The organism is Campylobacter sp. RM12647 (genome assembly GCF_020138135.1).
Lineage (GTDB): Bacteria > Campylobacterota > Campylobacteria > Campylobacterales > Campylobacteraceae > Campylobacter_E.
The window spans coordinates 17,849-40,753 of the sequence record NZ_JACGAS010000003.1; the positions used below are offsets into that span (position 1 = coordinate 17,849).

Sequence of the window (22,905 nt, forward strand, 5' to 3'; positions counted from 1 at the left end):
AATAATTATGAGAAATAAACTAAGTTTATCTTTATTAACTTGTTTAGCAATCAGCGGGGGGGGGTATTTACACGCTGAATTTTTTGATGTAGCTTGTAAAGATACTAATGATTGCGTAATCAAAGATACTAATCTTGAAATAGGTTCTACTAAAACTATAAATTCATTAAAAGGAACAAATTCTTCGGTAAAAATTACAAGTGGTTTAACGGCTAATAAAATAGAATTAGTTGGAACAAAAGAACAAGAAAAATATAATAATACTTTAGACATTAGTGGAAAAACTAAAATAGATAATTTAATATTGGACAATATGAATATAGAAAATAATTCTAGTTTTCAATCTAGTGCAGTTATTAAAAATTCTATATATACTCATGGTAAATTAAGTCATATGATTACTAATTTTGATAAATTAGATATTACAGATTCAAAATACATACATATTGGAACTATGACTGATACTATAAAAGATTTATTTGTTAAAGATAGTAATTTTGAATCTCAAGGGGGACATTTATATTTTAATAATATTTCAAAAGCAGATGGATTAGTAATTGATATAACAAATGCTGGTGGCGGTGCTACTATTCAAAACAAAGCCAAAGATGATGCTAGTGTTGTAAAAAAAACGCAAGTAAATATATATGGTGGTAAGTTTAATTTAGAAAGTGGAACTAGCGTAAATGATTTAAAAATAGCAATTACTATGGAAAATGGTGATGTAAAGAAAAAAGGTTGGCTTAATATTGAAGGTAAATATAGTGGAGATAATGGCATTACTATTAGTGGTTTAGAAGTTGAAGATGAAGGCAAAATTACTATTGGTAACAATGTTAAAATCAACGATAGTGTAATCAATATAAAAGATACAGCAGACCTTGTATGGTTAGATGGTAAAGCTGATTTTAATAATGTAAATATTTCTAAAGCTACATCTACTCCAACTAGTCATAATATAGTTGTAAAAGATAATTCAAATATAACTTTTACTAATAGCAATTTAACTAATCTTTCTATTAATGCCAATAGTGTAAATGATAAAAATGCCACTTTAAATATAGTTGGTGGTAAGCTTGTAAATACTGGGATAGGAACAGAAGCAAAAAAATCTAACTTAGTAAATGTTAATTTAAATGGAGTTGCTATTGATAATTCTAATTTATCTACAGATAATATAATAGCTCAAAATGTTACTCTTAATAATATTACAACTTCAAATAACGCAAATATTAATGCAAAAACAAAATTAGATATAAAGAATTCTAAAATAGATAATACAAACAAACTTACAGCAACTAATGCAGAAATAGGAACTTCTACAATAGGTGCAGATATTAATGTAACTAATGAGTTAAAGGCAACAAATGGTGCGAATTTAAACGGCAGTATAACTTCAGGCACTATTATTGCTGAAAATGGTTCTATATTTAATGGCACAACAACTGCAACCGACAAAATTACTTCAAGTGGTGCTATATTTGATGGAGAAGTTACAGCAAAAGATTTAGAAAGTTCTAATAACTCTAAATTTAATAACAATATAACTATTTCAAATTCTATAACTTCAAGTGATACAACATTCGCAAAAAATGTAAGTGCAAATACAATCACTTCTACTAATTCAGTATTTAACGGCACAACCACTGCAAACGATAAAATTACTTCAAATGGTGCTACATTTAATGGATTGGTAAAAGCAAATGAATTAGAAGCGAATTTAAATTCTAATTTTGATATTAATTCTAAAGTAGAAGTTAATACTTTAAATACTACTAATTCAATTTTTAGCGGTAGTGTAAATGCAAGTAATTCTATAAACTCTACAGGCTCAACCTTTAAAGCTTTAGTAAATACTTCTAGTTTAACTACTGATGCTAATAGTGTTTTTAGTGCTACATCTAAAGTAAATGTAGAGAAATTAACGGCTAATAGTACTAATTTTCAAGGTTTAGTGGATATTAATTGTAAAAATACTGACTGCACTTCAAGTCTTAATAATAGTAAGTTTAATGAATTAAGCGTTACAAATGCAACCATAAGCGATACATTTACAGCACACAAACTAACAGCAAATGATAAAGCTACATTTGAAAAAGATATAAAATCAGATTTTATCACGGCAAATAGTGGCTCAAAATTTGTAGGAACTACTACAGCAACTAATAAAATTACTTCAAGCGGTGCTACATTTGATGGAGTAGTGGAAGCAAAAGATTTAGAAAGTTCTAAAAATTCTATATTCAATAACAATATAACAGCAAGTAATTCAATCACTTCAAGTGATACAACATTCGCAAAAAATGTAAGTGCAAATACAATCACTTCTACTAATTCAGTGTTTAACGGCACAACCACTGCAACTGATAGTATAACTGCTAATAGTGGCTCAAAATTTGTAGGAAATGTAAGTGCAACTAATAAAATTACTTCAAATGGTGCTACATTTGAAAAAGAAGTAAAAACTGCATTCTTAGACGCTCAAAAAGGCTCTATATTTAATACTACAAGCATAGTCAATGCAACAGATATTAATGCAGTAGGTTCTACATTTAATGGAAGCATAGTTAAGAATAATTCAATTACAGCTGATAGTTCAACATTTGCTAATGCAATTGATACAGCTACTCTAACAGCTAAAAATAATTCAAGCTTTGCAAATGTTACAGCAAATACTATCACTTCTACTAATTCAGTATTTAACGGCACAACCACTGCAACTGATAGCATAATTGCAAATGGCGGCTCAACTTTTAATGGTTTTGTATCGGCAAATAATATAACTTCAGAAAAATCAGTATTTAATAAAGAAGTTAATGTAAAAGATACTTTAAAGTCTAATAATTCTACATTTAATTCTATAGTTAATGCCAATACAATTGAAGCAGTTTTAGACACTACATTCTCTAAAGATTCAAAAGTTAATGCTAACACTATTAATACGAGTAAATCTATTTTTGATGGCGAAGTTGTAGTAAGCAATCTTAATGCACTTAATACAAAATTTAATGGAGCTACTACAATTGATTGCAAGGATAATACAAATTGTAAGTCAGATATTAAAGCTAGTTATTTTAATGATTTGACTTTAAAAAATAATGCAAAAATTACTCTTGATGAGGGAAGTTCGGCAAATAATTTAACATTACTTGATGATACTACTTACCTAGCACTTAATGGCAAATCTCAAATCACAGGCGATATTAAAAATGAAGGTATTATTGAGATAGTTGATGGGACGATTTCATCAAAAATCACAGGTAATGGGGACTTAATCAGTAATAAAGTTGTTTATACAAACGATGTTGAATTGAGTGATATTAAAGGTAGTGGGGGTAAATTTGGTGGAATAACAACTACTACAAATGATGTAAGCGTAGATAATACAACATTTGAAAAAGATTTAAATGTAGGTAAAACTTTATATGCTAATCAAGGAAATCAGTTCAGTGGTAAAGTTAGTGCTACTGATGCAATCTTTAGCCTTGATACAAGTAAATCTATGGAAAAAGGTAATGTAATTACGGCAAATCAAGTTGATATTACTAAGGATTTAAATATAAAAGATTTAAATGTTACAGCAGAAAATATCAAATCAAATTCCGCACGCATTACAAACTCTACTATCAACTCATCAAATATCAATTCTAATTTAGTAAATATTGCAAACTCTACTATTAATTCTAAGCTTTTAGGCAAAGATGATAGCTCAAGTAATGTATATGACGCTAATATACAAAAAGATAGTGGAACTTACACTACGAAACAATCAGAATTAAATGGCAGCGTAAGGGTTGATAAACTAGATACAACAAATACTCATATAAAAGGTCAAGTAGCAGTAAATACTTTAGTAGCTAATAATTCTAAGTTTTATATTTATGGTGGTGGAATTGATACTTCATTCCACGATATTTATAGTGGAGCTATAATAGTAAGAGAAGCTATAAGTGGTGCTAACAATACAATACAACTTGCGAATACAAACCTTACTATGCTAAAAGATAAAGAAGGTTTTATCCCTATAGCAATAGTTAATAACACTACTAATTCACAAAGAAGTGATGCAAATTCTCAATCAGGAATTAGCAAGGACTTTTTTAAAGTAACTTATCAAACAAAAGTGGCAAATTATGAATTAGCCGATAGATTTACACATTTTAATCCTAATGCTAAAGGAAATGCTATTTGGAGCATTGGTATTAAAGGCGATGATTTAATAGATGAGAGTAATGTTGATAGTGTTATTTCGGGTCAAGATTTAGGCAATATAGCAAATGGTGCTAATAGCAATAATGTTAATACTTCTAGTTTAGAAGTTGTTTTAGGTGATATGTTTGATTTAATAGATTTTGATAAAGACGCTGTTGGGACGGCTAATTTCATTCTAACAAGCCCTGATTACATAGCAAATACTAAAAACAATACATTAAACAATAGATTAAGATTGGTAAAAAATCAAAAAGTAGGTAATGGATTTTGGCTAGATAATCAAATGGGATATAACAAATATGAATATAGTTCAATTCGTTATAAGAATTTTAATGTTGGTGCTGATAAGACAAATGAACTTAGCAATTCTAATTTAACTTTAGGTGTAGCTGCTAGTTTTGGAACGGCTGAAACTAAAGGAAATGTAGATGCTAATAGCGATTCAAAAGGCATTGGTTTATATGCTATGAATGTATTTAATAATGGAGTGTTTATAGGTGCTAATGCTTTTTACCACAATATATCAAGCTCTTATGAGGCAGATAAATTAGGAATTAAAGCTGATAAAAATCACAATGTTTATACAGCTAGTTTTGAAAGTGGGGTTAGATTTGGGGATAAATATTATTTTGAGCCAAGTTTAAGATATGATTTGACTTCTTATAAGCCGACTGCAATTAGCACAAATGGTCTTAGTATAAGTGGGGATAGCCAATTAAAGCATACTTTATCAGCTAAATTAGAAGGCGGAGTTTCTATGCTAGATAGCCTTGATGGATTTTTATCTGTTGCACTTAGCAAAGAACTAACTAAAAAGCCTGATATGTTGTTAATAGATGAAGTTAAAGAAAATATCATTGAAGGTAAAAAGGGCGATACAAGTGTGAATTTAAATTTTGGTGTAGATTATAAAATCAACCCTAATGCTAGTTTTAATATCAATTTAGGAAGCAATCTTTACACAAATTCTGATAAAGAATTAAAAGGTAGCTTGGGCTTTAGCTATAAATTCTAATGAAGAATTCTAATTCGTAATAACAATTACGAATTAGAATTTATTTTTACTATCACAATTATTTTCTTTTTTATTTGATATAACTAATAAAGATTTTATTGCTTTAAAATATTTTCAATTAATATATTTTTGAGTTTGTTGGTTGGATATTTTTTATGTAAGCAATTTTTAAATTCTGCTAATTATGTCAAAATGTATATTTTAAACTAAGATATTTTGCCGATAATTTCTAGGAGTAGATAGAACTATAAAAGTTATTTTTAGCTTTATATTGGTATTTTAAAGGGTTGTTAAATAAAAATAAAAGTTGATTTTAGTATTAGATTAAGTATAAATTTTTTAAATATATAAGCTTATTAGGGCTAAAACCCTAATAAGATTAGTGAATTATTTTTTAATAAATTCGCCTAATAAATGTCTAAAAATCATAAATAATTCAAGACTTGATTTTTCTGCTTCTTTATAAAGCTCAACAATTTCTTTGCTATTAGACTGCTTGCTTGCAATATATCCAAGTGCTTGATTAATGCTTTCATGAACATTTTTATGCGGAGTATCAATTTTAGAATATAAAGGAAGATGTCCGAACATTTCTTTACCTTCATTTTGATACCACTTACCAAGACGGCAACTAAAATGGTCGCTTAATTTTGTTGGATTTTCACTTAGTGCATTTGCATATCCATTTGCTTTAAATAAGATATGGTCAAGTTTTACTAAAGATGTAAATACTTCGTATTTGATAGCACTCGCATTAAATTTAATATCTTTAGATATATGCGATAATCTATCAAATTGCTCCGAAAATGTTCCAATGTGTGCGTTTGAATCTTGTGATATTTGCTCTACCGATTCGCTTTGCGTAAACATTTCATTAGCGTTTTGTTTTAATAAATTGATATTCATTTCTACTTCAGCTGTTGCTTTTTGGGTTTTTTCTGCTAGTTTTCTAACTTCATCAGCAACCACAGCAAAACCACGACCATGCTCACCAGCACGAGCTGCTTCAATAGCTGCATTTAAAGCTAGCAAATTGGTTTGGTCTGATACATCTTTGATTAAATTAATTACATTTGTAATTTCATCAACGCTTCTATGGAGATTTTGTGCAGTATCACGAGATTTACTTGATGATTCAGTGATTTTTTCAAGTGATGTTATGATACTTTCAGATACTTTTTTAAGATTTACTATCATATCTACACAATCTGCTGAAAGAGTTTCTATTTCTTGAGCTCTTGATAAATCACCCTCAATATCTTTTTGAACAAAAGAAACGCTTTCTTTCATACCTTTTACCATAATGTCAAATAGTGAGAATTTGATTTTATCTTCTTCTTCGTTATTTGCCTTTGCAGTAATTTCATTTTTTAATTTCGCAATTTCAGCTTCTAACTTTTCTTTTTCTGCTATTGCTCTATTTAGTTTTTCCTGCAATTCATTTTGGAGGGTGTTATCTTTGTTAAAAAACATAAATACCCCCCCCCATCAAGCTTTATTTTTAATAGAATTTAAATAATTATTTAAATCATCTTTTAATTTTAATTTTTCCTTTTTCATTCTAGCTATTTCTAAATCATCTAAATGAATTCTACCTTCTTCAGCATCTTTTATCTTATGGTCTAAATCATTATGAGCTTCAAAAAGCTTATCAAAATGTGCGTCTTTACCTTTTAAATTCGTGATTAACTCTCTATGTTCGTGTAACATAACTTCTCCTTAATTTTTAGTAATGTGTATTAATATGGTAACTAAAATAAATTACAAACAGATAACATTTATATTTTATTTTAAACTTTCAGGAGTTTGCTTATTTTTAATAATTTTTTTAACTTCTTTAATACTTTCTGGAGTTCCTATTAACAATAATTTAGTCCCCGTTCCAATCATTGCATCACCTTTTGGCATAGGTAAAAAATTATTATTTGCATCTTTTATTCCGATTACGCTAACATTTGCTAATTGTCTAAAAGCTACATCTTTTAATCTTCTAAATCTAACCCAACTTTCATCAGGAACTTTAACTTCTTCAATATCAATACTTTGGTCTCTTGTGTATAAGTATTGCTCTAATAGATTTTCCATTTCAGGTCTTACACTTACAACGCTAAGTCTTTGAGCTGCTAATTTCGTAGCTAATACAACCGTGTTTGCTCCTAGCTTTTTAAGTCTTGCTGCGTCGTGTTCGGAATTTGAAATTGTTATTATAGAATAAGGACTAATTCTTTTTATATCTTTTTCATATAGTCTAGCACTAGCAATTATTGCTATATTATCAGCAGAATTTGGGCTAAGAGAAATAATTCCTTTCGCACTTGATAAATGTGTTTTTAAAAATGCCAAATCACTATGTGGTGGGCATTTAATATAGAATGGATATTTATTTGCTTCAGCAATTTTTTCAAAATCTGGTATATCATCTACTACTACAAAAGGTGTATATGTTTGTTTAAATTGTTTTGCTAATTCTTGGGTAAATTCGTTGTGATAACATATAACATAATGATTTTTTAATCTTGCTATTTTGTATAGCATTCGTTTTTCCTTAATAATTCTTGTTAATTCGCCTTTTTTTAGAACTTCAATCACAATACCTATTGAAAAAGTAAAAGTAACAAAGCCTAATAATACATAGCAAATCGTAAAAAATCTACCAGCAGGAGTGATTGTAGCTACTTCAGTATAACCTAAAGTTGTAAAAGTCATACCTGCTTGATAAATCCCATCAAGTAATGAAAAATTACTAGTAAGCATATAACCAATCGCCCCAAATAGCATCATTACAACAACTGCTATTAATGGGAGACGAAAAGGTTTTAATTGTTCGTAAAACTCGGTATTTATATCAACTTCAGGTTTTCCACTTTCAGCCCAACCGAGCAATTTGCCTAGCTTTTTAAAAAAGCTCATAAAAATTCTTTATAAAAATTAGTTAGCTCTTCTTTTTTTTAGTGTGCGTAATGTTGAAGCTGCAACTCTAATTTTTTTAGTTGTGCCATCGCCTAAATCAATGCGAATAGTGCGTAAATTAGGTAAAAATCTTCTTTTTGTTTTATTGTTAGCGTGGCTAACATTATTTCCTACCATAGGACCTTTACCTGTTAATTGACAAAATTTTGACATCGTAAATCCTTTTTTGTGTTCTTGTAAAAATAAAAGTATTAATCATAGCATCTTAAGCTTAATTTTTTTTTTAAGTTTTAATGATATTCTATAAAAAATAATTTTAAGGATTAAAAAATGTATGTTGCTCCTAGTTTATTGTCTGCTGATTTTTTAAATTTAGCTGAAGATATTAAAAAAGTTGAGGCTGCTGGTGCTGATTTATTGCATATTGATGTAATGGACGGACATTATGTTCCAAATCTAAGCATTGGAACTTGCACTACAAAAGCTATTGCTAAAGTTGCTACTATTCCTTTAGATGTGCATTTGATGGTAAGAGAAGTTGATAAATTTGTTGATTTGTTTTTAGATATAAAACCTAAATTCTTAAGCTTTCATATAGATGCTACTACTCATCCTTTAAGATTGATTGATTATATTAAAAAACACGGCGTAAATCCTTCAATAGTATTAAATCCACACCAGAATTTAAATGAGATTGAATATGTTTTAAGTGAAGTTTCTATGGTGCTTTTAATGAGTGTAAATCCTGGTTTTGGTGGTCAAAGCTTTATACCAAGCACTCTTAGAAAAATCAGTGCCTTAAGAGAAATGATTGATAAGAATAATTATAAATGCTTTATTGAAGTTGATGGCGGAGTAAATGGCTTAAATATTGCAGATATTGAAAGAGCAGGGGCTGATATAGTTGTGGCTGGAAATTATGTGTTTAGTAGTAATGATTATAAAGTCGCAATTAATTCTTTAAAAATGGAATTTTGATGGATTATAACGAGCTTTATAAAAAACAAATTGCTAATTGTGATAAGATTTTAGAAAGGCTACTTACAAGTAGTATTAATTATAAAGATTTAAAAAACCAATACGAAAATGCCTTAAATTTTGAGATAACCTATGAAACTCTTTTAATGCTAGGGCTTGATATTACGCTAAAACAAAATCAAGAAGTATTTTTAAACTCAAGAAATAAATTAATTCAAGATGAGATTTTTTGTGTTGTTGATATTGAAAGCACAGGCTCAATTAGTAATGGGCAAATCATAGAAATTGGTGCTGTTAAGATAAAAAATGGCGAGATTTTAGATGAATTTGAAAGCTTTATTTATGCAAACGAAGTGCCTGAAAATATAGTTGAGCTTACAGGAATTACAACGCAAATGCTAAAAAATGCTCCTAGAAGTGCTAGGGTTTTAGCTGATTTTAGATTGTTTTTAGGTAATGCTATTTTTGTAGCTCATAATGTATCTTTTGATTATGGTTTTATCGCAAAAGAAAGTCTTGAATACTTAAATGCTCCATTGATTAATAGAAAGCTTTGCACGATTATGTTAGCAAGGCGTTGTATTGAATGTGATAAATATGGTCTTGATAGTTTAAAAAATGAATTAGGTATCATTAGCACTCATCATAGGGCTTTAAGTGATGCGAAAGCTTGTGCTGATATTTTGAATTATTGTATTAATTCTTTAAAAGGTTCGCAAATTAAAACAAGTAATGATTTGATTTTATATTCACGCTCTAAGATGAAAAAAATAAGAATTTAAAAGTGGCTTTTAATAGCCACTTTATTATTTTTTAGTGCTTTTTGGGGTGCAAAGCATATTAATGTAGCGACCTTCAAATAAAGGTGCTTTATCCATATTTGCAATATCGCTAATTTCTTCATAAATTTTTAAAAGCAGTTCTTCGCCTGATTGTGGATTGCTTAATTTACGACCTTTTAAAAATATTTACACAATTGTAATATTTAAATATTTTATGCTTTTTTATTAAGATACAAGATAGCATATTTTTTATTATTAAATTAGAATATAAAGTCAATGTAATTTTTGATAAAAATATTTAAAGAAATCTTTAGCACTAAGGCTAAAGATTTTGTAATTAGAATGTATATCTTACAACAGCGTTAATTTGATTGTCAATATTAAAATCAGCTCCGAAAGTTCTTTCGTAACCTAAGTTTAATCTTAAATTATCGTTAAACTTATAATCACCTGTTAGATTTAAGTAAAATTTATTATCTCTTTTACCTTTTATTGTTTCACTTGCTTTGCTTGATTTTGCGATTATTATAGAATCACTTGGCTTATTAACATCTATAATATAACCAGCACCTAGTCTTATATTAGCATTATCATTTACTTTAAATCCTGAGAATACTGCAGGTTTTATATGTAAATTAGAATTAGCCTTACTTGTAATGCTTATAGCATTATTTTCTAAGTTAGTTTTAGGTGTATAATCAAATATAGCTTCTATGCTAGGCTCAACATAAAATCTATTTAAATCAAATCTTTTACCAAGTTCAAAACTTGCAATAAATCCTGTCTTGCTATCTTTTAAACCTTTTAAAAGTTCTGAATTGTATTTAACCTTATAATGATTTGCTTTAATTACTAAATCAGCATATAAATCATTGTTTGAAATATAGCTTGTATATAGACCAAACCCGTAATTATTTCCTTTTAAAACATCACTAGATTTAGAATTAGAAATATTAGCCATAATTCCTGTAATTACATTGCCATCTGCAAAATCATTAGCTTTATCAGCTCCAAATTGAACTTCAAATGAATTAAGTTTTACATCATCTATACTTGCGTTTGTATAATAAGCTCTAGCCCAAACGCCTAATTCCTTATCTAAACCTCTAATTTCGCCTAATCTTTTATTCATATTATTCCAAGCAAAAGTATTGATTAGATTTATTCCCTTTGAAATAACTTGAGCTTGAGCTTTAGCGTTTTTGTTGATTTTAATATCTTTTATAAAATCATCTGCTATTTGGTTTTTATCAATTGGATTTGTTACACCTGTATCAGGTTTGTTATCTGGTTTATTATCAGGATTTGTTACACCTGTGTTTGGAGTTGTTACACCTGTATCAGGTTTAGAATTGTCCGGTTTATTATCAGGATTTGTTACACCTGTATCCGGTTTAGAATTATCTGGAGCTTCAGGGCTTATACTAACTGTTTGTTTAGCTAGATTATCTAATGCAGCTTTTAAGCCTTCATTACCATTATAATCACCTGCACTTTGATTTACTAATTTACCTAGCTCACTTGTCTTATCACCGTTTGCAATGCTAGCAATATTATTTGCATTAAGTCCTGTATCACTTACTTTGCCATTTTTTGTAGTAGTGATTGCATAGGTTAGATAATCCCCTAGCATTGCACTAGCAATATAATCATTATTTATCACATAATCACTTATTCCATCGCTAATCTTATAATCTTTAAAGAAAGTGTTTAGCTCTGCTGTTCCTGTTCCTTTTTTAAGTATTGCTAAAGGTAGGTTTGCGTTGATTTTATTTATATCTAGTTTATTATCACTCATAACATTAAGCAATACTAATTCATTGTTTGCTCCACTTGTGTTTTCTCTTGAGATTATTGCACCTGTGTAGCTTTCTTTATTTGCTCCTAGATAATAAGCTGTGTTATTTGAAGTAAGGCTATTTGCTAGAACTCTTTTTGCTACTTTTGAATTTTTTATATCTAAAGTATGTGCTCTAACACTATTTGTAGCTATTACATTATCTAAGTTTATACTACTTGTGTTTGCTATAGTTAGGCTATTCTCATTTTTTTCATCAGCAAATTCATTGTAAAAATTATCTTGGTTAATTAATGCTGAAGTTGTATAGCCTTTAGAACCTGATAATTGCATATTTATAGTGCTATTTTTAATCGTTCCTTCACCTATAATGCTACCACCAATATAATATTTATCACCAGTATCAAGCCTATCTATATCATAAGCACCTGCTCTTATAGTCTTAATAGCCTTTACCTTGCTTTGCTTTCCGCTCTCACTAGTGTTTAGGGTTAGTTTTGTAACATAAATATCATCATTGAATGTAGAGCCTTTAGAATCAAGACTACCTTTATATTTGCCAGTACCAGTAGAATCTATACCACTTACTTTACCACCAACAATACTATCAGTCAATGTTACCTTATCATAAGAATTTATTGAAGTAGTTATATTTGAATTTGTAATTCCTAGAAGTCCAGTAGATTTTATCTCTTTTATTGTAGATTTGTCAATTGTTAAATTTTTACTAACACTTATTAATCCTATATTAGAGTTTTTAATTGTTAAATCCTTGCCAAACTCTATATTTGTTACATCAGCGTGATTGATTGATCCTGTTGTTTCATAAAAATTATCTACTTTTACCAAATTATCTTTTGTCCCATTTAGATTAACATTAGAATATGATATTCCATTAATGCGTCCTCCATTTGCATCAATTGTTCCGGTAGTTTTATAAATAGAATTAACGGCAGAATTTGTTAAATCAATTTTTATTCCTTGCCCATTTTCTATGTAGTCTAAATAAGAATTTGCAGCTTTTATATTTTTAAAATTTATGATATATGAATCAACAAAACTGTTTTCAGCTATAAAATTATTTCCATTATTAAATTTTGCAGTTTCGGGATAACTTTTAATTAAAGAATTTTTTATAGTAATATTATTACTATTACTAATAGTTTTACTTCTTGAGTCCCAAAAAGAATTATCAAAACTTATAGGAAAATTTTTATTACTTAATCCTTCTGAAAAATATACATTTACATTATCAGCACTTTCTTCTGTAATATCTGTGATATTTTTAAGATTTGTCTTGTAATAATCTGGTTTTTTATTATCAAAAGGACCAAAATTATCATTAAATGGTTTATGAATATCTGGAAAAGTTTTAAAATCAAAGCTTTCCACCTTAGCTTTATCTACAACATTTATTGTTGCACCAAATAAGTTTGAAGAGATACATAGACTTGCAATTAATGAGAGTTTAAATACCCCCCCCCCGTGTAAGTAAAATTTTGTTTCATAACATTCCTTTAAAAAAAATTGAAATGCTATTATCTTAAAATCTAACTTAAAGATTAATAAATATAAATGATTTTTTTTTAAAAAATATCAATAAATTTCAATAATTATTATAAAGATTAAGGCAAATTAATTGCCTTAATGATAAGTTTTTATTTTTTAGTGCTTTTTGGGGTGCAAAGCATATTAATGTAGCGACCTTCAAATAAAGGTGCTTTATCCATATTTGCAATATCGCTAATTTCTTCATAAATTTTTAAAAGCAGTTCTTCACCTGATTGTGGATTGCTTAATTCACGACCTTTTAAAAATACTCTAAATCTAACATGCTTTCCTGATTTTAAAAACTCAATAGCGTGTTTAACTTTATAGTTAATATCATTTTGAGCAATTTTTACAGAAAGTTTGATTTCTTTAACTTCTACTACCTTTTGCTTTTTCTTAGCATCTTTTAGCTTTTTTTCTTGCTGATAACAAAACTTGCCATAGTCCATAATCTTACAAACAGGTGGCTTAGCATCTTTTGCGATTAATACCAAATCAAGCCCTAAACGATTAGCAAGTGCATTAGCTTCATCGCTACTAATTATGCCATATTGTGCTCCATCATCACCTATACATCTAACCTCTGCTAAATCTATTTCTTCATTTAACAATACATCTTTTTCTTTACTCAAAATACTACCTCGTTTTGTTTTTCTTTAATTAGTTTCAAAAATTCCTCCATTGTAAGTGTTGATTGTTGTTTAGCTCTTCTATCTCTTAAAGCTACTTGATTATTATTTATTTCTTCATCTCCGATTACTGCTATATAAGGCACTTTTAGCATTTCTGCATTTCTTATTTTTTTACCTAAAGTATCGTTTTTCTCATTAATATCAGCATCAACTCCAAGCTCTAACAATTCTTTTTGTAATGCTTTTGAATACTCAATATGTTTTTCACCTACTGGTAAAATCATAACTTGAATTGGAGCTATAAAGAATGGTAATTCTCCTGCTGTATGCTCAAGCAATATGCCTAAAAATCTTTCAAAACTTCCAAGTAAAGCACGATGAAGCATTACAGGGCGTTTTTTCTCATTATTTTCATCTGTATATTCAAGCTCAAATCTTTCAGGTAGGTTAAAATCTACTTGAATAGTTCCACATTGCCATTTGCGTTTAAGTGCGTCTAGGATTTTAATATCAATTTTTGGACCATAGAAAGCTCCACCACCTTCATCAACTCCGTATTTAATACCTTCTTCATCTAAAGCTTCCATTAAAGCTTTTGTAGCAACTTCCCAAATCTCATCACTTCCTATTGATTTTTCAGGTTTTGTTGAGATTTCTAGTTCCCATTCAAATCCAAAAGTTACCATAATTTTTTTAGCAAAATCTAAAATCTCTTTTACTAAGGTTTTTATTTGACTTGGCATACAGAAAATATGGCTATCATCTTGAGTAAATTCACGAACTCTTAAAAGCCCGTGTAAAGCCCCACTCATTTCATGGCGATGAACCATTCCGTATTCAAAGAATTTAATAGGCAAATCTTTATAACTTCTACCTTCACTTTTATAGCAGAATACATGTCCTACGCAGTTCATTGGTTTTATTCCGTATTCTTGCTCATCAATTCTAGTAAAATACATATTTTCTTTATAGTTTGCATAATGTCCGCTTGTTTTCCAAACGCTAGAATTTAGTAATTCAGGGCCACGAACAGGCTCATAAAATCTAACCCTATGAGCTTTATATAAAATATGCTCTAATTTATTTCTAACTCTTGCACCATTTTTAAGCCATAATGGTAAGCCACCGCCAATTTGTTCGCTAAATGTGAATAATTTTAAATCATTTCCTAGTTTTCTATGGTCTCTTTTCTTAGCTTCTTCTATCATTGTTAGATAGTCTTTTAAAGCTTCTTTTGTTGCAAATGCGATACCATAAATTCTAACTAGCATTTCATTTTTTTCATCGCCGCCTAAATAAGCACCTGCTAATTTTGTTAATTTAAAATTCTTAAGCATTTTAGTGTGTGGTAAATGTGGCCCACGACATAAGTCGGTAAATTCACCTTGAGAATATGTGCTAATTTCTCCACTTAAACGACTTAAAACTGCTTGTTTTAATTCATCATTTTTAAACTTTTCACAAGCAGCTTCATAGCTCATTGTATTTTTTACCATAGGAGAGCCTTTTTTTGCAAGCTCTTTCATTTTATCTTCAATTACTTTTAAATCTTCTTCGCTGATTTTTTCATCTACTTTAAAATCATAATAAAAACCTTCATCAACGCAAGGTCCTACGAAAAATTTAGCATTTTTATATAATTGTGTAATAGCTTCAGCTAAAAGGTGAGCACAGCTATGGCGAATGATTTCAAGTGCCATAGGACTATCATCATAGAAAATTGGCTCAAGTCCTGCTCCATCAGTGCTTAAAGTATCATAAATATTTTTATCTTTATCGTAATATCCTATTATTTCCATTATTAATCCTTTAAATTTTTATAAATTTCATTAAGATTTTTATACAAACTATCATAGTTTATATCATTTTGCTCTAGTAGTTCATATAAGATTACATTGTCTTCTTTACCATTCCAAAGTTTTTTATAAGTTCCATTTTTATAGCCGTTATCTTGGCGGAATTTATTTAAGACATTTTTACCAATGTAGATTTTATAAAGTCTTGTAAATTCTAACTCACAACTACACATTAGCTTTAAAAATATTTCTGTAATTTGCGTTATGTTTAGCTCTTTTGCACTACTTGTGTGAATTAATTCTCTTGAAAGTTCTAAAATATCATTTAAATTTTTATTTGTTTTATTGAATTTAAATTCTGAAATCGTGTTTATAAGTTCTTTTTGTTGATTTTGCATAATTGCAAGGCTTAAAATAAAATGCCAAATATCAACTAATTCAATTTGAATATTTTCTAAATCCCAACTAGCATCTATGCTTTTCCAATGTTTCCAAGGCATAGAATCAACGAGTTCAGCACATTCCATATAAATACAACGAGCAAAATCAATTAAGCGATTTTCCTTTGTATAACCTTTTTCCCAACCAATTCCGCAAGTTGCGTTATTTAAAGCTTGTTGTAAGCTTAACATATCATTAGTATATTGTAATTTCATCATCCCTTCTACATCAAAAAATATCAAAATACTAGCAAAATTATTTAACAATCAAGCGTAGTGCTAAAAATTTTTTTAACTTGTGCTTTAAAATATAAATAATCATCTTTAAAACTCACTTCGCAAATATCATTGCTTTTTGGATAAATAGTAGCCTTTTCATCAACTAATTTAAGCATTCTAGCATAATAAAAACAAGCGTTCATTCCAGTTCCACAAGCTAAAGTTTCTCCAACTCCACGCTCATAAGTTCTAACATACAAAACCCCATCTTTAAAAGTTGCGTAATTTACATTTGCGTCATATTTTTCTCTTAAATATTTAGCATTTTCTTCGTTGTAGTTTTGCACTCCATCAAGAGTTACTAGGTGTGGCACACCTGTATCAATTAGGCAAAATACATTTTGAAATTCCACTAAATTTTCGTGTATAACCTTAGCTTTAGTTAATCTAATTTCTACAAAATCATCATCAAAAATTGTCGCCTTAATAATCCCTGCACCAGTTAAAAAACTCATATTTTTATTTGCTAAATTTTGAGTATAAGCAAAATGTGCCGTAGCTCTTGCACCATTGCCACACATATTAGCTTTTGAGCCATCTTGATTGTAAAATCCCCAAGTAAAATCATAATCTTTATCATTTTTTTTGATTGCAATAAGTCCATCAGCACCTATTCCACTATGTCTATTGCATAATTTTACGGCTAATTTACTTAAATAATTTTCATCTAAATTATCAGTTTGAAAAATAATAAAATCATTTCCATTTGCGTAGTATTTATGAAATTCCATGTTTTTCCTTTAGTTTTTGGATAAGTTTTAGCGAGTTATCTTTAAAATCTTCTAAATTACCATCATTTTTGATTAAATAATTTGCAAATTTTATTTTTTTGTCTATGTGTAATTGAGAATTTAATCTTAGTTTTGCTTCAAATTCTGTTAAATTATTTCTATTCATAAGCCTTGTTAAAGATAATTCATAAGAGCAATAAATCACAATTTTATTAAGCAAAAAATTATAATTGCTATTTTCAAAAAACAAGGGAATTTCTACAAAAATTATTTTATTTTTATTTTGTTTGATTTTTTTGAGAATTTCTTTTTTGATTTTTGAGTGCATTATTTTTTCTAATTTTTTCTTAGCTGTTTTATCATTAAAAATCACATTTGCTACTGCTTGTTTTTTTTCTTTTAAGAATTTGAAATAGGAATTTGAAATATTTAATTTTTTACGAATTTGTTTCCATTTGTAGCAAAAAACTTTTGAAGAAATTTCATCAGCACTAATGCAAAATATTTCATTTTCTTTAGCAATATTTAAAAATGTAGATTTACCACAAGCAATGCTAGATGTTATTACATAAATATTTTTAAAAAATAGGTGTTTTTTTATCTTAATTTTTCTTATCAAAACCGACTCTTTTTATCATTATCATAATATTATTTTTTAGATAATTTTGTTTATTTTCTTAAGCCTAATTTTAAGGCAATAATGTATTATTTAGGTTACTTTTTAAAATTTTAGTAAGGAGGCAGCCATGGAGAACAAAAGAAGAGCTTTTCTTAAAAAAGCATTAAGTGCTGGAGCTACCTGTGCTGTTGCTAGCGTAGGTTTAAATGCAGCAACAAGTAGCGAAAATAATAGCTCTGGTGTAGTATCTGGTCGTGCAAAGAAAAAAGAAGTGTTATATAAAAAGACCCTTCACTGGGAAAAATTTTATAAAATTGCATATTAATTTATAGAAAGGATTTAAATGCGTAATTTAGGTAGAAGAAGCTTTTTAAAACTTGCAGCAGTTGCAGGTGCAAGCACTACCGCATTTGGTGCGACAAACGCAACCTTAAAGGCAGATGAAAAAGTTAAAATGCCTTATGAAGGTAGTAAAAGTGTTCGCACAGTTTGCTCTATTTGTAGTGCTGGTTGTGGTATAGAAGCTGAAGTAGTAAATGGTGTTTGGGTTAGACAAAATAACGCAATAGACCATCCAATTTCACTTGGAAGTCATTGCTGTAAGGGAATTGACCAAATTGATTTAACCAAATCAAAATGTCGTGTTAAATACCCATTAAAAAGAGTTAATGGTAAATGGGAAAGAATTAGCTGGGAACAAGCTGTAAATGAAATCGGCGATAAAATGCTAGATATTAGAAAAGAAAGCGGTCCTGATAGCGTAATGTTTTTAGGTTCAGCTAAGTTTAACAATCAACAAGCATATTATTTTAGAAAATTTGCTGCATTTTGGGGAACAAACTCAATAGATCACGTAGCTAGAATTTGACACAGCGCAACAGTAGCCGGTGTGGCTAATACTTGGGGATATGGCGCTATGACAAATCACTTTGGTGATGTTGTAGGTAATACAAAATGTATGATTATGTTTGGTGCAAACTCAGCAGTTGCAAACCCTATTGGATTTAAGCATATTTTACAAGCTAAAGATAGAAATAATGCTCCTTTAATCGTAGTTGACCCTATTTTTACAAGAAGTGCAGCTCATGCTGATATTTATGTAAGAATTCGTCCAGGAACTGACATTGCATTTGTATATGGAATGTTAAATCTTATTTTTGAAAATGGTTGGGAAGACAAAGAAATAATCAAAAATAGGTCTTATGGAGTTGATTTAATTCGTGAAGAAGCTAAAAAATATACTCCTAGCGAAGTTGCTGATATTTGCGGATGTAGTGAAGAAATTCTAATTCAAGTTACAAAATTATTTGCGACTACAAAACCTGCTACACTATTTTGGTCATTAGGTATTACTCAACATTCAGTTGGTAGTTCAAATACTCGTATTTTAGCTATTTTACAATTAGTGTTAGGAAATATTGGAAAACCTGGTGGCGGAACTAATATTATTCGTGGTCACGATAATGTTCAAGGTGCAACAGATATGGGATGTTTAGCAGACACACTTCCTGCTTATTATGGCTTAGCTGAAGGTGCTTGGAAACATTTTTGCAATTTTTGGGGAGTTAGCTATGAAGATATGCAAAAACGCTTCGTAGATGATAGTGCAAATGGTGGCAAAAAATGGATGCACGAAAAAGGATTTAGTTTATCTCGCTGGTGGCAAGGTGTTAAAGGCGTAGTTCCTTATGGCACGGATACAACTCATTCAAATGCTCCTGTTAGAGTTCTTTGGGTTCAAGGAACTGGAATTACTTCTATGGCTCACACTGTTAAAATTCAAGAAGCACTTAAAAAACTTGATTTAATAGTAGTTGCTGAACCATTTGTAAATGAAGTTGCAGTTTTAGCAGATCGCCCTGATGGAATTTATATACTTCCTGCTTCAACTCAATTTGAAACAGAAGGGTATGTAACAGCTACAAATCGTTCTATGCAATGGAGAAGTCAAGTAGTAAAACCAATTTATGAAAGTAAAGAAGACCAAGAGATTATGTTTATGTTTGCTAAGAAATTTGGCTTTTATACAGAATATACTCGTGGTATGAAACTTGAACTTCAAAATCATAAATTAGTTCAGGTAATTCCTGATGATGTTGATGCTAAATGGCCTGATGATGCTACAAGAGAAATGAGTAATGGTTTATTATCAATTGGTCTTCGTGGTATTAGTGCAGAGCGTTTAAGAAAACATCAAGCAAATTGGGCTAATTTTGACCCTGATACTTTAATGGGTATTGGTGGAGATGTAAAAGGCGAATATTATGGCTTACCTTGGCCTGTATGGGATGCAAAACACCCTGGAACTGCTATTTTATGGAACCCAAATGTTCCTTATGAAAAAGGTGGAATGGGCTTTAGAAATAGATTTGGACTTGAGCATAATGGAGTTAGTCAGTTAGCTGATAATTCATTCACTCCTGTTGGTTCTAAGGTTAAAGGTGGTTATCCTGAAATTAAAAAAGATAATATTGAGCAAGTATTTGGTATTACATTAAGTGATGAAGAAAAAGAATTAATGGGTAATTCTTGGAGCACAGATATTTCAGGAATTATATTAGAAAAATGTCGTGAAAAAAGTGCTTGTTGCTTAGGAAATGCAAGAGCTAGAACTATAGTTTGGGAATTTAGCGACCAAATTCCAAAACATAGAGAGCCAGTGCATTCACCAAGATGGGATTTGGTGCAAAAATATCCAACATTTGACGACCAAACAACTCCAAATTTCCGTGTTACTACAATGTTTAAGAGCGAGCAACAAAAACAAGACTGGAGCAAGGATTTTCCTATTATCATTAGCTCAATGCGTTTAGTAAATCTAAGTGGTGCTGGTATGCTTGAGAGAACTAGTAAGTATTTAGCTGATATTACACCTGAAATGTTTGCTAATGTTCATCCAGAGCTTGCAATGCAACACAATATTGGTGATGGAGAAATGATGTGGATACATAGCCCGCAAGGAACTAAGATTAAAGTAAAATGTATTCACAATAGAAGTGTAACTCCAGATAGAATTTGCTTACCTTACAACTTCGCTGGTGTTTTACAAGGAGTTGATTTAAGTCATAACTATCCAGAAGGCACTAAACCTTATACAATAGGCGAAATGTCAAATACGGTTACAAACTATGGTTTTGATCCAAATACACAAATTAGCGAATTTAACGCTGGACTTTGCAAGATAGAAAGGGCATAAAAATGGCTAGAATGAAGTTTTTTGTTGATAAAAATCGTTGTATTGGTTGTTTTGCTTGTCAAGTTGCGTGTTCAAGCGGACATGAAGTTCCTGTTGGTATTAAAAGAAGAAAAGTAATTACTTTAAATGATGGTATTGAAGGCAAAGAAGTGTCAATGACAATAGCATGTCAGCATTGCACTGACGCACCTTGTGCTCAAGTTTGCCCTGTTAAATGCTTTTATATTCGTGAAGATGGTATCGTATTACACGATAAAAAAGAATGTATTGGTTGTGGTTATTGCTTATATGCTTGTCCATTTGGTGCTCCACAATTTCCAAGAGATGGAGCGTTTGGAATTAAAGGCGAAATGGATAAATGTACAATGTGTGCAGGAGGTCCTGAAGAGACAAATAGTGATGAAGAAAGAGAGCTTTACGGACAAAACCGCATAAGCGAAGGAAGAGTGCCTATTTGTGCTGCTGTATGTGCTACAAATGCACTTTTAGTTGGAGATGAGAGCGAAGTTTCTAATGTATATAGAAAGCGTGTTTTAACTAAAAATGCAAATGTTAATTTAAGTAATATGTTTATTTAATTTAAATTAGGAGAGATGATGGAATTTTTAATTTTTGTTGGAGTTTTACTAGCTTTAATCATAGTCATTTTACTAAAGTCTATAATTATAGTATCGCAAAGCGATATTGTAATAGTTGAGCGATTAGGTAAATTTCACAAAGAATTAAGCGGAGGATTTCATTTAATCTTTCCTTTTATTGATATGGTTAAATCAATAATTACTATTAAAGAGCAACTAATAGATATAGAAAAACAACAAGTTATTACAAAAGATAATGTAAATATTTTAGTTGATGGGATAGTTTTTCTAAAAGTAACAAATGGAAAAATGGCATTTTATAATGTTGAAAATTATAAAAAAGCTATATCAAATTTAGCTATGACAACTCTTAGGGGTGAGATTGGTGGTATGTATCTTGATGATACTTTAAGTAGTCGTGATAGTTTAAATAGTGCTTTACAAATTGCACTTGGAGATGCTGCTGATAACTGGGGTGTAAAAATTATGAGAGTGGAAATTTCTGAAATTTCAGTTCCTAGTGGCATAGAAGAAGCAATGAATTTGCAAATGAAAGCTGAAAGAGAAAAAAGAGCTATAGAATTAAATGCTGAAGCACAAAAAGTAGCACTTATAAAAAACGCTGAAGCATTAAAACAAGAGCAAGTTTTAAATGCTGAAGCAATAGAAAGAATGGCTGATGCTAAAAAATACGAACAAATTGCATTAGCTCAAGGTCAAAAAGAAGCTATGAATAACATAAATGAAGCAATGGCACAAAACATTAATGCAGCTGAATTTTTATTAGCTAAAGGCAGAGTAGAAGCATTTTTAGCTTTAGCAAAAAGTGAAAATAAAGATAAAATATTAGTTCCTTATGAAAGCACTGAATTAATAGGAGCTTTAAGTGTATTAAAAGAATTTGTAGGCAAAAAATGAGTAGCCTATATTTACTTTGTATAGGAATATTTTTAGGAATTTTAGAATTATTAGTCGGTAGTTTTTATATAATATTTTTTGCTATAGGATTTATTATTGTCGGTGCAATTAATTTAATAAAGCCATTAGATTTAGAATTACAAATAATATTAATTGCTGTTATATCTCTTGTTTTACTTATAATTTTTAAATTTTTTGTTAAAACTAAAAAAGTAGAGAATTATGATGATGATTTTTTAAATACTCAAGGCGAAGGCGTTGTTAAAAATGGTATGATTTATTATAAAGGCTCATTTTGGCAAACAACTGATAATTTAACCTTAAGAGAAGGTGAAATTGTAAAAATTGAAAAAATCCACAACAATAAAGTAAAAATCAAACAAGATTAATTTTTATAACTTTCAATAATATTTTTTAATTTATAAAATACAACCACAAACAATAATATTACATAACTTAAACCATAAATG

Annotated in this window: 19 protein-coding genes and 1 pseudogene; 8 read left to right on the plus strand and 12 right to left on the minus strand. The window is 29.5% G+C overall.

The window, feature by feature from the left end; genetic code table 11:
- The first annotated feature begins 7 nt into the window (after positions 1-7).
- Positions 8-5,227 carry a hypothetical protein gene (locus AVBRAN12647_RS01795; protein ID WP_336614602.1) on the plus strand — a complete coding sequence of 1,740 codons (5,220 nt, stop codon included), beginning with the start codon at positions 8-10 and terminating at the stop codon, positions 5,225-5,227.
- A gap of 387 nt (positions 5,228-5,614) precedes the next feature.
- On the opposite strand, the gene AVBRAN12647_RS09680 is transcribed toward AVBRAN12647_RS01795, so the two are convergent.
- The 5 genes and pseudogenes from AVBRAN12647_RS09680 to rpmB form a co-directional block, all read right to left on the minus strand.
- The gene (locus AVBRAN12647_RS09680; RefSeq protein WP_442862268.1) at positions 5,615-6,067 is read right to left on the minus strand and encodes a CZB domain-containing protein; all 453 of its coding nucleotides are present in this window, start codon (positions 6,065-6,067) and stop codon (positions 5,615-5,617) included.
- A pseudogene (locus tag AVBRAN12647_RS09685) lies at positions 6,056-6,319 on the minus strand (methyl-accepting chemotaxis protein); the annotation flags it as partial. The pseudogene AVBRAN12647_RS09685 and the gene AVBRAN12647_RS09680, both read right to left, overlap by 12 nt.
- Before the next feature lie 396 nt (positions 6,320-6,715).
- On the minus strand, positions 6,716-6,937 hold the full coding sequence (locus tag AVBRAN12647_RS01805) for a YdcH family protein (protein ID WP_214117038.1): 222 nt from the start codon (positions 6,935-6,937) through the stop codon (positions 6,716-6,718).
- Between the two features lie 75 nt (positions 6,938-7,012).
- A complete protein-coding gene (locus AVBRAN12647_RS01810; RefSeq protein WP_214117036.1) occupies positions 7,013-8,137 on the minus strand; it encodes a potassium channel family protein in 1,125 nt (374 codons plus the stop codon).
- Positions 8,138-8,155: 18 nt separating this feature from the next.
- Positions 8,156-8,350, minus strand: coding sequence for a 50S ribosomal protein L28 (gene rpmB / locus AVBRAN12647_RS01815; RefSeq protein WP_214117022.1), 195 nt, complete (start codon positions 8,348-8,350; stop codon positions 8,156-8,158).
- A 117-nt stretch (positions 8,351-8,467) separates the two neighbouring features.
- Here rpmB and rpe point away from each other — a divergent pair, with 117 nt between their 5' ends.
- Both rpe and AVBRAN12647_RS01825 read left to right on the plus strand, forming a co-directional pair.
- Complete coding sequence (gene rpe / locus AVBRAN12647_RS01820; RefSeq protein WP_214117019.1) at positions 8,468-9,115, plus strand: ribulose-phosphate 3-epimerase; 648 nt, start codon at positions 8,468-8,470, stop codon at positions 9,113-9,115.
- Positions 9,115-9,897: a 3'-5' exonuclease gene (locus AVBRAN12647_RS01825; RefSeq protein ID WP_336614603.1), complete on the plus strand. Its 783-nt coding sequence runs from the start codon at positions 9,115-9,117 to the stop codon at positions 9,895-9,897. Before rpe ends, AVBRAN12647_RS01825 begins: the two co-directional genes overlap by 1 nt.
- A gap of 24 nt (positions 9,898-9,921) precedes the next feature.
- Here the strand turns inward: AVBRAN12647_RS01825 and AVBRAN12647_RS01830 are convergent, their stop codons facing one another.
- The 7 genes from AVBRAN12647_RS01830 to coaE all read right to left on the minus strand — a co-directional run bounded on the left by AVBRAN12647_RS01830 (position 9,922) and on the right by coaE (position 17,743).
- Positions 9,922-10,083, minus strand: a complete 162-nt coding sequence (locus AVBRAN12647_RS01830) for a hypothetical protein (protein WP_214117057.1) — start codon at positions 10,081-10,083, stop codon at positions 9,922-9,924.
- 151 nt (positions 10,084-10,234) lie between these two features.
- Positions 10,235-13,087, minus strand: coding sequence for an autotransporter outer membrane beta-barrel domain-containing protein (locus AVBRAN12647_RS01835; protein ID WP_336614604.1), 2,853 nt, complete (start codon positions 13,085-13,087; stop codon positions 10,235-10,237).
- 266 nt (positions 13,088-13,353) lie between these two features.
- The gene (gene infC, locus AVBRAN12647_RS01840; RefSeq protein ID WP_214117012.1) at positions 13,354-13,878 is read right to left on the minus strand and encodes a translation initiation factor IF-3; all 525 of its coding nucleotides are present in this window, start codon (positions 13,876-13,878) and stop codon (positions 13,354-13,356) included.
- Positions 13,875-15,677: a threonine--tRNA ligase gene (gene thrS, locus AVBRAN12647_RS01845; RefSeq protein WP_214150172.1), complete on the minus strand. Its 1,803-nt coding sequence runs from the start codon at positions 15,675-15,677 to the stop codon at positions 13,875-13,877. The genes infC and thrS overlap by 4 nt, the downstream gene beginning before the upstream one ends.
- A gap of 2 nt (positions 15,678-15,679) precedes the next feature.
- Complete coding sequence (locus AVBRAN12647_RS01850; RefSeq protein WP_442862242.1) at positions 15,680-16,330, minus strand: dUTP diphosphatase; 651 nt, start codon at positions 16,328-16,330, stop codon at positions 15,680-15,682.
- A gap of 44 nt (positions 16,331-16,374) precedes the next feature.
- Positions 16,375-17,124, minus strand: a complete 750-nt coding sequence (dapF, locus tag AVBRAN12647_RS01855) for a diaminopimelate epimerase (protein ID WP_336614605.1) — start codon at positions 17,122-17,124, stop codon at positions 16,375-16,377.
- Positions 17,111-17,743, minus strand: a complete 633-nt coding sequence (gene coaE, locus AVBRAN12647_RS01860; protein WP_214116991.1) for a dephospho-CoA kinase — start codon at positions 17,741-17,743, stop codon at positions 17,111-17,113. The genes dapF and coaE overlap by 14 nt, the downstream gene beginning before the upstream one ends.
- Positions 17,744-17,870: 127 nt before the next feature.
- On the opposite strand from coaE, the gene AVBRAN12647_RS01865 reads away from it, so the two are divergent.
- The 5 genes from AVBRAN12647_RS01865 to AVBRAN12647_RS01885 are packed head-to-tail and all read left to right on the plus strand — an operon-like array spanning position 17,871 to position 22,824.
- On the plus strand, positions 17,871-18,068 hold the full coding sequence (locus AVBRAN12647_RS01865; RefSeq protein WP_214116989.1) for a twin-arginine translocation signal domain-containing protein: 198 nt from the start codon (positions 17,871-17,873) through the stop codon (positions 18,066-18,068).
- Between the two features lie 18 nt (positions 18,069-18,086).
- Positions 18,087-20,939, plus strand: coding sequence for a formate dehydrogenase subunit alpha (locus AVBRAN12647_RS01870; RefSeq protein WP_214116987.1), 2,853 nt, complete (start codon positions 18,087-18,089; stop codon positions 20,937-20,939).
- 2 nt (positions 20,940-20,941) lie between these two features.
- The gene (fdh3B, locus tag AVBRAN12647_RS01875) at positions 20,942-21,517 is read left to right on the plus strand and encodes a formate dehydrogenase FDH3 subunit beta (protein WP_214116984.1); all 576 of its coding nucleotides are present in this window, start codon (positions 20,942-20,944) and stop codon (positions 21,515-21,517) included.
- A 15-nt stretch (positions 21,518-21,532) separates the two neighbouring features.
- Positions 21,533-22,435: an SPFH domain-containing protein gene (locus AVBRAN12647_RS01880; protein WP_336614606.1), complete on the plus strand. Its 903-nt coding sequence runs from the start codon at positions 21,533-21,535 to the stop codon at positions 22,433-22,435.
- On the plus strand, positions 22,432-22,824 hold the full coding sequence (locus tag AVBRAN12647_RS01885) for an NfeD family protein (RefSeq protein WP_214120579.1): 393 nt from the start codon (positions 22,432-22,434) through the stop codon (positions 22,822-22,824). The genes AVBRAN12647_RS01880 and AVBRAN12647_RS01885 overlap by 4 nt, the downstream gene beginning before the upstream one ends.
- Positions 22,825-22,905 lie beyond the last annotated feature (81 nt).